Annotated in this window: 9 protein-coding genes and 1 pseudogene; 6 read left to right on the top strand and 4 right to left on the bottom strand. The window is 67.7% G+C overall.

Features of this window, described 5'->3' with window-relative positions:
* Positions 1-182: 182 nt before the first annotated feature.
* The gene (aceA, locus tag ACIBQ1_RS03340; RefSeq protein WP_397274317.1) at positions 183-1,469 is read left to right on the top strand and encodes an isocitrate lyase; all 1,287 of its coding nucleotides are present in this window, start codon (positions 183-185) and stop codon (positions 1,467-1,469) included.
* Between the two features lie 778 nt (positions 1,470-2,247).
* On the opposite strand, the gene ACIBQ1_RS03335 is transcribed toward aceA, so the two are convergent.
* A complete protein-coding gene (locus ACIBQ1_RS03335) occupies positions 2,248-2,448 on the bottom strand; it encodes a hypothetical protein (protein ID WP_397274316.1) in 201 nt (66 codons plus the stop codon).
* 951 nt (positions 2,449-3,399) lie between these two features.
* Between ACIBQ1_RS03335 and ACIBQ1_RS03330 the strand changes: the two genes are divergently transcribed.
* Positions 3,400-5,067 carry a TROVE domain-containing protein gene (locus ACIBQ1_RS03330; RefSeq protein WP_397274314.1) on the top strand — a complete coding sequence of 556 codons (1,668 nt, stop codon included), beginning with the start codon at positions 3,400-3,402 and terminating at the stop codon, positions 5,065-5,067.
* A gap of 93 nt (positions 5,068-5,160) precedes the next feature.
* Here ACIBQ1_RS03330 and ACIBQ1_RS03325 read toward each other — a convergent pair whose 3' ends face one another.
* The gene (locus ACIBQ1_RS03325) at positions 5,161-5,976 is read right to left on the bottom strand and encodes a calcium-binding protein (RefSeq protein WP_397274313.1); all 816 of its coding nucleotides are present in this window, start codon (positions 5,974-5,976) and stop codon (positions 5,161-5,163) included.
* A 1,812-nt stretch (positions 5,977-7,788) separates the two neighbouring features.
* On the opposite strand from ACIBQ1_RS03325, the gene ACIBQ1_RS03320 reads away from it, so the two are divergent.
* Positions 7,789-8,343, top strand: coding sequence for a hypothetical protein (locus ACIBQ1_RS03320; RefSeq protein ID WP_397274312.1), 555 nt, complete (start codon positions 7,789-7,791; stop codon positions 8,341-8,343).
* A gap of 12 nt (positions 8,344-8,355) precedes the next feature.
* On the opposite strand, the gene ACIBQ1_RS03315 is transcribed toward ACIBQ1_RS03320, so the two are convergent.
* Entirely contained in the window at positions 8,356-8,751 is a 396-nt protein-coding gene (locus ACIBQ1_RS03315; protein WP_397274310.1) for a hypothetical protein, read from the bottom strand.
* Between the two features lie 440 nt (positions 8,752-9,191).
* Between ACIBQ1_RS03315 and ACIBQ1_RS03310 the strand changes: the two are divergent.
* The 3 genes and pseudogenes from ACIBQ1_RS03310 to ACIBQ1_RS03300 all read left to right on the top strand — a co-directional run.
* Positions 9,192-9,323 (top strand): annotated as a pseudogene (locus tag ACIBQ1_RS03310) (isocitrate lyase); the annotation flags it as partial.
* Between the two features lie 339 nt (positions 9,324-9,662).
* Positions 9,663-10,163, top strand: a complete 501-nt coding sequence (locus tag ACIBQ1_RS03305) for a SigE family RNA polymerase sigma factor (RefSeq protein ID WP_397274309.1) — start codon at positions 9,663-9,665, stop codon at positions 10,161-10,163.
* On the top strand, positions 10,160-11,362 hold the full coding sequence (locus ACIBQ1_RS03300; RefSeq protein WP_397274307.1) for a hypothetical protein: 1,203 nt from the start codon (positions 10,160-10,162) through the stop codon (positions 11,360-11,362). The genes ACIBQ1_RS03305 and ACIBQ1_RS03300 overlap by 4 nt, the downstream gene beginning before the upstream one ends.
* Here ACIBQ1_RS03300 and ACIBQ1_RS03295 read toward each other — a convergent pair.
* A complete protein-coding gene (locus tag ACIBQ1_RS03295; RefSeq protein WP_397274306.1) occupies positions 11,349-12,836 on the bottom strand; it encodes a protein kinase in 1,488 nt (495 codons plus the stop codon). The genes ACIBQ1_RS03300 and ACIBQ1_RS03295 overlap by 14 nt on opposite strands.
* Between the last annotated feature and the right edge of the window lie 61 nt (positions 12,837-12,897).

Here is a 12,897-nt window from a genome sequence, read left to right as displayed (position 1 = left end):
CCGTACCGCTCGGATTGGTCTAGGCCAACGGGAAAACTATCAATTTCTTCACGGCCGAATACCCGCCAGTAATGCAGATCTCGGAAATTTTCGCAGTTCTTCTCTCTGTCCGCCACTATGGGCGGCCTCCTCCAGGGCACAAACTCGGCTGTGAGCCCCAGGGGACGACAAGGGAGTGAACAATGATCGATCGCCTCAAGGGAGCTGCTGAGCAGCTGCAGGACGAATGGGACAACGACCCTCGCTGGGAGGGCGTCGAGCGCACCTACGGCGCCGAAGACGTGATCCGGTTGCGCGGCAGTGTCCAGGAGGAGCACACGCTGGCCCGGCTCGGCGCCGGCCGGCTGTGGGACCTGCTGAACACCGAGGACTACGTCAACGCCCTCGGCGCGCTGACCGGCAACCAGGCCGTCCAGCAGGTGAAGGCAGGGCTGAAGGCGATCTACCTGTCCGGCTGGCAGGTCGCCGCGGACGCGAACCTGGGCGCGCAGACGTACCCGGACCAGAGCCTGTATCCGGCCAACTCCGTGCCCGCCGTCGTGCGCCGCATCAACAACGCGTTGCTGCGCGCCGACCAGATCACCTGGTCGGAGGGTGACGCCGACGCCCCGCACTGGCTCGCGCCGATCGTGGCCGACGCCGAGGCCGGGTTCGGCGGGGTGCTCAACGCGTTCGAGCTGATGAAGGGCATGATCGCGGCCGGTGCCGCGGGCGTGCACTGGGAGGACCAGCTCGCCTCCGAGAAGAAGTGCGGCCACCTGGGCGGCAAGGTGCTCATCCCGACCGGCCAGCACATCAAGACCCTGAACGCCGCCCGCCTCGCCGCGGACGTCGCCGGAGTCCCCTCGCTGATCATCGCGCGGACCGACGCACAGGCCGCGACGCTCCTGACCAGTGACGTGGACCCGCGCGACCAGGCGTTCACCACCGGCGAGCGCACCCCGGAGGGCTTCTACCGGGTCAGGAACGGGCTGGGGGCGTGCATCGCCCGCGGCCTGGCGTACGCGCCGCACTCGGACCTGCTCTGGATGGAGACCAGCACGCCCGACCTGGACGTGGCCCGCGAGTTCGCCGAGGCCATCAAGGCGGCGTACCCGGACAAGATGCTCGCCTACAACTGCTCACCGTCGTTCAACTGGAAGAAGCACCTGGACGACTCCACCATCGCCAAGTTCCAGCGGGAGCTGGGGCACATGGGGTACAAGTTCCAGTTCATCACGCTGGCCGGGTTCCACTCGTTGAACTACTCGATGTTCGACCTGGCCCAGGGGTACGCCAGTGACGGCATGACCGCGTACGTCGAGCTGCAGGAGGCCGAGTTCGCGGCCGAGTCGCGCGGCTACACCGCCACCAGGCACCAGCGCGAGGTCGGCACCGGCTACTTCGACCTGGTCAGCACGGCCGTCGCGCCCGACTCCTCGACGACCGCGCTCAGGGGGTCGACGGAGGAGGAGCAGTTCGCCCACTGATCTCGCCGGACCGCCCTCCGGGCATGCGGCGGTTCCCCGGCGAACGGGCCGCGCCAGTCTCCCCCGGCACTGGCGCGGCCCACTCCTTTTCCGGCTCTATTTGTCCGGACAAAGTGGGTCGGATCGCGCAGACTGAGGCCACCAAACGATCGCCGTCCGCCCATCACGATTTTGGTATCGGCTGGTATCCAGCCGTAGCCGTTCGTACTGCTTATCCTGAGTTTTCATGAGTTCAAGGTCATGAGAAGCCCCAAATGTCATGAGTTTGATCATGAGTAACTCAGGCATCCTGAGTTGGTTGCCGACGACGGCAAAGGGCCCAGACCTCGTCACCGAGATCCGTGCCTCCTTCTGCAATCGGTGGTCGTGCCCTACCTCATGTGGTACCGCACACCCACCGGGCCGAGAGTCTCCTCCTTGGCGAGGGTGTCCAGGGCGAAGGAGATGTCCCGAGGGCGTTCCCATCCGAAGAGGAAGCCCTCAGGTTCGTAGCCGTCGACGAAGTTGTTGCCGTGGTGGTCGAGGGTGACGACCCGGAAACCTGCCGCACCGTCAGGCCCACCAGCCAGTCCATGTCGCTTCCGGAACCTCCGGTTCCGTGCGACACCGTGATCAGCGGAGCGGGTGTCGCCAGAGGTCGTAGCGGTTCCCACTGGTAGAGACGGACTGGACGAGGGCGACGCGGTTCGCGGAGATCATGACGCGACTCGTCGTGCAGGACACGAGTTCGGCACCGAGTCTGTTCAGAGATCGTCATGGCAGCATCATAGGAAGACGGTCAGGTAAAAGGGACGATGCCCCTTCTGGCAAGAGCTTCGGCCAGGCGGGGGATTTTCCGACTGCTCTCGATCACGTGAGCCTGGTGCATGAGCCGGCCAACGGCGGTGCGGTACGCGAGGCTGCCGAAGGCGAACATCTCGGGATCATCTTCACGCCACAGGGGCAGAGGCGCCCATAGCGAGCCGGCGAGCGTTGTCACAAGCAGGCTCCTTTACGTTGTACGCAGGCGCTAACGCTTGCGCCAGGGCAGAACGAGATCGCTCCGCGTAGTTCTGGCAGTGATCGTTCCCGCCAGTCGGCAGGGTGGGGATCAGTCCCCATTCGGGCGGGAAACCACGAGTGGCCCCATCCGCAGGTCGGGGCCACTTTCTTTCCCGCGGCCACTAGTCGTTCGCTATCTGATCGTCAGCGTTACAGGCTGCACCCTCGTGTCACGTACATGATGTAAGCAAATTAACTTGCGCTCTCACGAGCATCCCATGCTACGGTTTCGATCAGTCAAACCCCTCCGATTGCCCGATCCCGTCGGGCTTGGAGCGGGTGCGGGTCGAATGGCGTCGGTTATCTCTTTCTGCAAAAGATCACATCCGGTGCCGCTTCTCACATCCGTACTCGTTCCCGGCTCGGCGGTCGCCGGTGCGGTTCGGTGGGGACACGGGTCGAAGTTCGTCGCTTATCACCTTTTAAGTGAGTGGTTGCTGGTTCGAGTCCAGCCCGGGGCTTTGCTCCGGTAGCTCAATCGGTAGAGCACTTGAACGGCGGTGGACATCCCACATCCGTGTCTTCTCCGAGCCGCGCCGGTTCGCTTGTCAGCCGTGCCGGCGGCACGGGTCGAATCTGGTCGGTTACCACACAGGTCAAGGTTCGAATCCTTCCGGCCGCTCTCGCGCGGCCGGTAGCCCGGGTCGGCCGGGCGCCCGGCCAGAACGCCACATCCGTGCCATCGGCACGGCCGACGAGCTTGGGGAGGGCGGGTCGAAGTTGATCGGTTATCGCTTCGGGAGCGAGTTGTCCGGGTTCGAGTCCCGGCGAGCCGCCTCGTGCGGCTCGTGGTGTAAGTGGCAGCACGCTTAACGGCCGGTCTACATCCCACATCCGCCCTCCCCTCCCCCACATCCGCCCCGGCGGGTCGACCCGTAGGAGGAAATCCATGACCCGCAACCGTGACCCTCTCGCAAGCATTTCCGCGTACGCCAAGCCGCAGACCCAGCCGCTGCCCGGCCGCACCGACCAGGTGCGCAACGCGGCAGGCGGCTACGTCTTCGCCAAGGACCTGTGGCGGCGCGTCGAGGACTTCCTGATCCTCGGCACCACAGGCGGCACCTATTACGTATCGGAGCAGAAGCTGACCGCCGAGAACGCCGACGTGCTGTTCCAGGCGATTGCTCAGAACGGCCCTCGCGTCGTCGAGCTGCTGACGGAGATCTCGACCGCGCGTCCGCCGCGCGCCCCGAAGCAGCGCCCGGCCCTGTTCGCGCTGGCCGCCTGCTACGCCAAGGGCGACGCCGCCACCCGGCAGGCCGCCAAGACGGCGCTGCCGAAGGTCGCGCGCACCACCGACCACCTGGCCCAGTTCTTCGGCTACTACAAGAACCTGGGCGGCAAGCCGACCGCCCGCGGCACCGCGCCCGTGGTCGGCCGGTCGCTGCGGACGGCGCTCGCGTCGTGGTTCCTGTCGGACAACGCGGACAACGTCGCGTTCCGGGTGTGCAAGGCCCGCCAGCGGAAGACTCCACAAGGTGAAGCGTTCGACCTGCGCGACGTGCTGCGCATCGCCCACCCGAAGGCCGAAAGCCCAGAGCGGGGACGGCTGTTCGGCTGGATCGCCGGAAACGCCACCGACGAGCAGGCCCGTGAGGTGCTGGAGTCGGTCGACCGGTTCCTGACCGCCAAGGCCGTCACCACTCCGAGCGAGGCCATCCGGGTCGTGACCGAGCGCAAGGTGCCGTGGGAGTTCCTGCCGGACGCCATGCTGCGCGAGCCCATCGTGTGGGACGCGCTGATCGACACGATCGGCATGACCGCGCTCATCCGCAACCTGGCACGCATGACGCGGATCGGCACGCTCAAGCCCATGAGCGACGCCACCCGGCGCACGGTCGCCAGACTCACCGACCGGGAGGCGCTGCTGAAGGCGCGCATCCACCCGATGGACGCCTTCCTCGCGCTACGCGTGTACGGCTCGGGCCGCGCCCAGCCGAACCCGCGCGCCGACGCTCAGACGTGGAAGCCGGTCCCGGCGATTCTCGACGCGCTGGAGGAGACCTACGAGCTGGCATTCGACACCGTCGAGCCCACGGGCCGGCGGCTGCTGGTCGCGGTCGACTCCTCCGGCTCGATGAGCTGGGGCGGCGTCATGGCCGGCGGCTCGTCGATCGGCACACCGTACGAGGTGGGCTGCGCCATGGCGGTCATGCTGGCCCGCATCGAGCGCGGGAACGTGCACGTCATCGACGTGGACACCAGCGTCCACGCCTCGAAGGTGACCCCGCGCACCAACCTGCGCGAGATCGCCTCCTGGCGGCCGTCCGGCGGCGGCACCGACCTGTCGCTGCCCTTCCAGTGGGCACGTGAGCAGCGGATGGCGGTGGACGGCGTGGTGCTGTTCACCGACAACGAGACGTGGGCCGGACGGACGCACCCGGCCCAGGCCCTCGACGCCTACCGGCGTACGGTCAACGCGGAGACCCGTGTCATCGTGGCGGCCATGACGGCTGCGGGCTACTCGATCGGTGACCCGCGCGACGAGGGCGCGCTGAACGTGGCGGGCCTGGACGCCTCGCTGCCGCTGATCGTGAACGGGTTCATCCAGGCGTAGCCCCGAGCACGACGAAAGGCCCGGCCATCCTCATAGAGAGGATGGCCGGGCCCTTTCCGCCTGTGGAAGGGATCCTCTGCCACGCAGGCATGATCAGCGACGGTCGACAGTCTCGCAGTCGCCGGAGACCTGCGGATCGGTCAGGTCCACGCGAATGACATCCGTGCCGATACCGCAGCTCAGGTCCGCCTTGTCAGCCTTGGAGCCATCGGCGCCGGCGGGCTCTATAGCGTCGATCTCGTCATTCCCATTGCCGCCGCGCAGCGCGTCAGCGCCCTCACGGCCGACGATCCAGTTGTCGTTGGAGTTGCCGCGCAGCGAGTCGTCGAAGTTGCTGCCGAGCAGGTTCTCGACGGTCGTGTCGATGTTGTCGTGGTCCCTGTTCAGGCGGCCGTCGTCGGCCTGGTCGTCCATGTCGACCAGTACGCCGGACGTGCTGTTTCCGTAGTCGGCCGTGTCGACGTCCGCGCCGCCGTTGAAGGTGACGTTTGTGCCGGTGGAGGTGGTGGCGCCGAAGTAGGTGTCGCGGCCTGCCCCGCCCTCGATCCGGGTGGTGAGCGAGGTGTCCACCTGAACCTCGTCGGGACCATCGCCGGTCATCAACTTGATGACCCTGATCGGCGTACTGACCTCGCAAATGACCTTGTTGGCAGAGCCATTCCGGCGGCACCCAGTGCCGGGCTCAATTCCAGTGCCGGTGATGTCCTCCAGGGTGACGATCCTCCCGGCGCTTAAGCTGGCCAGCTTGATCTTGTTCGCAAAGTCTCCACCCTCGTAGTAGAGCTCGTTGATACTGGTGACGTAGGCCGTGGGCGTAGCGGCGTGGCTGGGGGTGGCCAGGGTGCCGGCCAGCATGGCTGCAGCGATGGGCGGGAGCGCCAGCAGGGCCAGGTGCTTGGTGATACGCATTGTGCCTATCCTTTGATGGTGATGGATATTCTCCGGTGGATTTCCCCCATACAAGGAAGAACTCCAGCGGCTGTCACGACCATCAAAGGACACTCAGGCGTTGCACAATACGCCAAACGGCACACAAATCGTGTACTGTGCCACACTGCGTGTTGCGCTCCCATAGTCTCAAACGATCCCTCGCCACGGCATCCAGACATGCGGGGCAGCCCCGCTCGTCTCCCAGATAGGGAGGCGAGCGGGCTCGTAACCTGAATAGACGAGGTGGACGGCCGGGGCCATGTACAGCGCATGAGTTGGAGTCGGGGCGCCGGTTGTGGACAGCAAAGTAAATATGAGGCCGTGCATTATGGCGCTTTTGCGCCAGTCGGCATGTAGCCATGTTCATAGTGAACGGCTGCATCCTGTGCCCCACATGTGGGGCACAGGATGCAGCCGTTCACCTAGCGGTGTCAACCGGCGCGGTACCAGCTAGCAAAGCCACCGTCGCTCGGATTCCCTGTCACCGAGCGGTGTCCTGGCCAGCGTGTAGTAGTTTCCGGGGCCGGTCCGGTCGCAGTAGGCGTATTGGGTGACGGGGCTGTAGCCTCGGGAGCAGCAGCCTGCCCTTTCGTCGAGCCCAGGCCTGTCGATCCAGATCTCCACCGTGACGACTTGGAAGCCGCATCCGCCGATTCCGGTGATCACATTTCCGTTCCGGCCCGGAGGATAGGCGTATGGCTCGTACCCGTTGCAATGAGGCGCAGCCGAGGCGGTCGACGCTTCCGGTGCTGCCGACGCCGCCGAGGCCCATGGCGCGAGGAGCCCTAGTGCCAGTGTGAGAATCATGATAGTTCGTCGGAACAGCATCCTTTTCTCCCATCTAGAATTGTGCTGGCGCCCTCCTCGTACGATTCTGGCGAGCTGCTGAATCGGCAGCTATCCCGTATCCGCCGATGTTCAGATGTTCAATGGATTGACGGAATCAGCGCAGGTTGCTACTGTGCCTCAGTCTGAGCTAACGTGCAGATCCACATCCTCCAACCAGCAATAATCGCATTCTGTTATGTCGTCATAACAGTCTTTCCGTTCACGACGCGACACCTGTGGCCGTCTCGACCCTCACCAGAGTCTTGGCCAGGGCCCGCGTCAAATCGGTCTGAATCCACGTCCTGCCGCAGCCGCCCAGCCGAGGATTCCATCCGATCGCTGTCCGGCTGGCCCGCAGCAGGCCGTGCGCCCCGCGGTCCGGGCAGACGACGGGAGGCGGCAGCGGCAAGGGCCTGATGCTCGTCGACCGTCCACAGGCTGCCGCAGCCATCCAAACCCACGTTTTGACAGTGCTGGGGATGGACGGTGGGCCGATCTGGTCGTCATCATCTCCTCGGTACGGCACTGCGCCGTCCTGGATCATGGAGAGGACGTCCAGGCGTACGGGCACGGGCGCCTCACGAGATCCGGAAACCCGCTCACCGGGCGTGCCGGTAGGGGCGATGCCAGTTCAGTAGCGCAGGCGCGGACTGGATATCGCGCTGCAACCGCGCCAACCCCCAGCGGCAGATGAGGAGCCCGGGTTCGGCCTGCCGAGGAGGCTGATCCTCTCGCTCGCCGTCCCGGCAGCAGGGGCCGACGCGCAGAGGTTCAGGCATGCTAGGAGGGTCCTTTCGTGCAGTCCGAGAGGGGCAGTGTCGGTATCCACCATGCTGCCAGCAATACCGCTTACGCCATCGGGCAAGCAATCTAGACGTAAGCGCGTCCGCTTGCGCAATTACAGCGGTTGGCGGTTGACTGGAGACATCACAGCCCGCCCCAGCTCGACAGATCGGACCCCGCATGGCGGCCCCCAGGAAGTCCTCCACAGCCAGCGACACAGCTCCCACCGAGCTGTCCAGCAGTAGGCGTGGGAAGTCGACGGCTCAGCAGGAGACGCCGCGCGCCGGCCAGCCGCGCCGTACCAAGAAGCAGACCAAGTGGGCGACGGTGTCAGTACGCGTCCACGCGCATCTCGACGACCGAGTGGCCTACGCCTGCGACGTGACAGGGCTGGGACCGAAGGGGGTCGTCGAGGCGGCGATCAACGACTACGCCGACGCGTTGGGCGTCCCCACCGAGTTCAAAGAGAACGACCCCGGGCTCACCGAGCAGATGCCGCACGACTGGAGCAACCGGCGCAACCGGCGGCCGAACGGCACCGGCGAAGACCCCGACCTGGTGATGATCTCCGTACGGGTGGTACCACTCTCCCGCACCCGGCTCTGGCACTCCTGCGACTTCTCCGGCCAAGGCGCGCAGACCACGGTCGTGACGGCGCTGAACCTCTACCTGAGGAAACTCGGTGTGCCGCAGAACGTCCACCGGGACGCTGCGGGCAACCTCATCGCCGGATAATTCGGGTGTCGCTCAGGCGACACGAAGGCCAAGATCGTTCAGGCGCCATTCCTGCAGGCCGTCCAACGTGACGATCAACTGCTTCGCCAACGCGTATTCCAGGTCGTGATACGCCTCCAACCGCAGCTCGACGGCGTCGGCGACTGAGACCAGCCTGCGGCCGAGCGGCTTGAACACATCCGCCACAACCCCGTACGGATCTGCGGCGTTGACCGAGTTGACCCGCGACCATTCCCACAGACGCGGACACAATCGTCGAGCGGCCGGGATACATGATCGGCACGTCGACGGCGTGTTCGTGAACAGCTCACCGATCGCGTCCTTCCCTGGCGGTTCGGCCATCACCCACCAGATCCGGCCCTCTTCCCGGGCGGACTGGCCGCACACCTGACACAGCAGATGCAGCATGCACCTGCGCTGCGTCGCCGGGGTTGACGCCAGCGTCCTCAAGCTCGCGTTTCCATAGCCGGACACCGTCTTCCGCGACGGCCCTGACCTGATAGTCACCCCAGCGGGGAACGAGGTAGTTGTTGATCTTCCCGGTGTAATTGGTGATGGTGCTGTCGGCCAGTTCCCCACGTTCAACACGATCCTGCAACCAGCGAGGCGCGTGGTCGCGGAGGTAGACGCCGCCCTTCTTCAGGTAGCCGGGCACTGCGCCGAGCCACGGCTTGGCATCGTCTACGGCCGTCTGGTGATCGAGCGCTTCGTGCGGAAGCGCCGTTCGCGCTGCTGACCGTGCTCGTCCTGGTACCGTAAACGCCACTTGCAGCTGGCGGTGCCGTGCGGGCAGGGATCGCCGTTGGGAAGCACCTTGCGAATGGTGCCGCGGCCTCGTTCCGCCACGCGGCTACACGGCCACCAGGCACCAGCGCGAGGTCGGCACCGGCTACTTCGACCTGGTCAGCACGTCCGTCGCGCCCGACTCCTCGACGACCGCGCTCAGGGGGTCGACGGAGGAGGAGCAGTTCGCCCACTGATCTCGCCGGACCGCCCTCCGGGCATGCGGCGGTTCCCCGGCGAACGGGCCGCGCCAGTCTCCCCCAGCACTGGCGCGGCCCACTCCTTTGCCTTGCGGGGCTCAGTTCAGCCCGCTGCCCTGGATCCCGGCGGCCGCGGCCGTCGCCGCAGCGACCAGGGTGAACATCGCGACGGTCAGGGTGAGCACGAACCGGCGCCAACGGGTCATCACATGCCTCCTGTCATCGACTGGCAACACCGTATATTCGCCGCACATGCGCGGGCAGATCTCCTCTCGTGCAACAGTTTTCGCGCCTTGTTCCTCTCGGAGGTGAAGGAACGACGAAGGGCGAGGACTGTTGGAAGGTGATCCCCGTTTCGCGGAGTTCGTCGCCGAACGCGGCGACGCGCTGATGCGCTACGGCTTTGTGCTGGCCGGCAATCCGCACGACGCGGCGGACCTGGTCCAGGAGGCGCTGCTCAAGCTGCGCGGCGCCTGGCCCCGGCTGCGGCTGAAGGAGAACCCGGAGAGCTACGCGCGTACCACCATGGCCAGGCTGCACATCGCCTCCTGGCGGTTGCGCAGGCGTGAGCTGCTCGCCTGGGACCTGCCGGAAGGCGAGCACCACGACCTGCTGCCCAGCGGCGACGAGCGCCGGATGTGGCAGGCGCTGGCCGGGCTGCCGCGCAAGCAGCGCGCGGTGCTGGTGCTGCGCTACTACGAGCAGCTCGACGACGCCGAGATCGCCACCGTGCTCGGGATCTCCCGCGGCACGGTGCGCAGCCAGGCCGCCCGCGCGCTGGACAAGCTGCGCGTGGCGCTCCCGAGTGAGTCGATGACCAGGGGGAACGTACGATGACCGAGGTTGAGGAGACGCTGCGCAGGACGCTCGGCCACGCCGCCGAGCAGGCGCCGGGGCTGCCCGCGCTGCTGCCCGCGCGGCTGGAGCGGATCCACCGGCGCAGGAGGCAGCGCGCCGGGATCGCGCTGGCCGCCGCCGCGATCGTGCTGGTCGCAGGCGGGGCCACCGCCGTGCTGCGCGGCGGCGACACCATCACGGCCGTCCCCGCCGCGGGGCGGAACATGGCCGACGCGCCGGCCGAGCAGGTGGAGGAGGTCTGGCCGGAGGCGGTGCGGAAGATCCCGGCGAAGGCCCCCGACGGGGTGCCGTGGCGGCCCCAGACGTTCATCGACGACCGTACGCTGCTCGTGGAGGCTCAGGGAGGGGAATCCGGACAGACCAGCGCCGTCTACGCCTACGACCTCGACGCCCGCACGCCACGCAAGATCGCCGACGTCCCGGCCCCGGAGGGCACGGTGGGCTTCGGCAACGGTTTCGCCGTGGGCGGCGGCCGGGTGGTCTGGTGGACCGGGACGAAAGACTCCGTCGCGCACCTCTGGGCGGTGCCGCTGGACGGCGGCACCCCGAAGATCGTCGCCGACCATCGACTCGACGCGGCCGACGACGGCAGCGGGATCGACGGGCTGGCCGTGGCCAACGACAAGATCGTTTTCTCCGTGTACACCGGCGGGGTCTTCACCGTTCCTCTCGGGGGCGGCACGGTGGAACCGGTCGCGGGCGGCACCGGGATGCATCTGCTCGCCTGGCCGTGGATCGGCGCGCCGGGGAGGGGCGGCGAGCCCCAAGGCACGCCGTACGCCCGGATCCAGAACGTGGAGACCGGCGAGACCCGGACGGCCGTCACCCAGCCGGGCGAGGAGCTGCGTCTCTGCGGCGTGACCATCTGCCTGGGCAGAACCTCGGAAGGCACGGCCTTCTTCCGGCATCGGGACGGCTCGTCGCAGAAGAACGTGCCCGGCGAAGTGCACTCGGCGTACCTGCCGACCCAGGACCGCTTCTACATCTCCACCTACGGCGGCGTGGGGAAGCCGGAGGGCGTGGGACTCTACGACCTGGACACCGGCAGGTCGGGCAGCCTGGGCATCTCCGGGAAGGGCAACTCCATCAGGCTGCCGTCCATGGATTCGACCGGCGGGATGCTCAGCTACACGCTCAAGGACGATCTCTACCTGATCGACCTGTCTAAGATCCGGTAGCCGTCGGCGTGTCCGAGACCGACACGGACGGGTCCGGCGACTCGCCGGGCCCGTCCTGCGGGATCGTGCTGATCGACTGCGACGGCCGCGGGCAGTCCCTCCTGACCGCGTTGCCGCGCCGGCCCGCCGGGCTCGCGCAGTCGGCCGGGTCCCCACCGCCCGGCCCGCTGCTGTTGGCCGGGCCGAAGGTGTCCTTCCTGCCGGGCGAGGGGCTGCGCACCGTCAGCGGGGCCCTGGTACGGGTGCGCGTGACCGACGTCGTGGGCGTGCTCGCCGGCGTGAGCGGGGCGGCGGCCCTCGTCGGCGGGAGCGTGACGGCGGGCGTGGAGGAGGGGCGGACGGTCGAGTCCGCGCTGCCGTGAGAGCGCACGACCGACGGGTTGACGGGCAGCAGCGAGCCGCCTCCGACCCCCGCGCCGTCGACGCCCGCAGCGATCACCGTGAGGGCCGCGATGGACACCGTGACGAGGGCGGCGAAGCTGGCATGCGAGAGCTGCGCCCCGGCCCTGGCCCTGCGCCTGCGCGTGTGGGAACGCTCCACAGACTCCTCCGGAGTCCCGGACTCGGCCAGGCGCACCCTCCCGCCGCCGGGCGGATAGGGCACGGGCGTCCAGATCTCCTCCAGCACCCCGGCCACCGCCTGGCGCAGGTCCCAGGGCTCGCCGACGCCACCGGCGGCCAGCAGCGCCCGGAGCAGGTCGGCGGACCTGGGGCGGTCGGCGGGGTCCTTGGCCAGCGCCGCCTCCACGGCGGGCCGCAGCATGGCCGGCACGCCCGCGACGCGCGGCGGGTCGAACAGGATCCGCCGGGTCAGCACGTCCGCCTCTCCACTGCCGAACGGGTGATGCCCCGTGGCCGCGAACGCCACCAGGCACCCCCACGCGAACACGTCCGACGCGGGCACCGCCGGGCCGCCCGTCAGCCGCTCCGGCGCCACCCAGCCGGGGCTCCCCATGACCTGGCCGGCCTGCGTGTGCGCGGCCAGCGTGTCGACGTCACGCGCGATGCCGAAGTCGATGACGCGCGGGCCCCGCGTGGACAGGAGCACGTTGCCGGGCTTGAGGTCCCGGTGCACCAGCCCCGCCTCGTGCACCGCCACCAGGGCGGCGGCCACGCCGAGCGCCACCCCGTACGCGAGGTCGGGCGTGAGCGCCCCCTTGGCCGCGACGACCTGGGAGAGCGCCGGGCCCGGGATGTACTCGGTGACCAGGTACGGGCGATCCTTGTCGGTGCCGTCCTCCACCACCGCCGCCGTGCAGAAGGGCACCAATCTTCGCGAGAAAGCCACTTCCTCGGCGAAGCGCGCGCGTAACGTGGCATCGTTGAGACGCACCGCGTGCGGCGTCTTGAGTGCAACCAGCCCACCCTGAGGGTGTTCGGCCAGATAGACCACTCCCATCCCGCCCGTGCCGAGGCGGCCGAGGAGCAGGTATCGGCCGATGATGATCGGGTCGCCCACCGTAAGCGGTCGCACGCCAGGAGGCATGTCGCCAGCACCACGCGCCATACGGGTTTCGCCTCTCTGATCCAGGACA

It is taken from the genome of Nonomuraea sp. NPDC050153 (genome assembly GCF_044460125.1).
GTDB lineage: Bacteria > Actinomycetota > Actinomycetes > Streptosporangiales > Streptosporangiaceae > Nonomuraea.
Note: the sequence above shows the minus strand (reverse complement) of the source record. Positions and strands in the feature narration are given on the sequence as shown.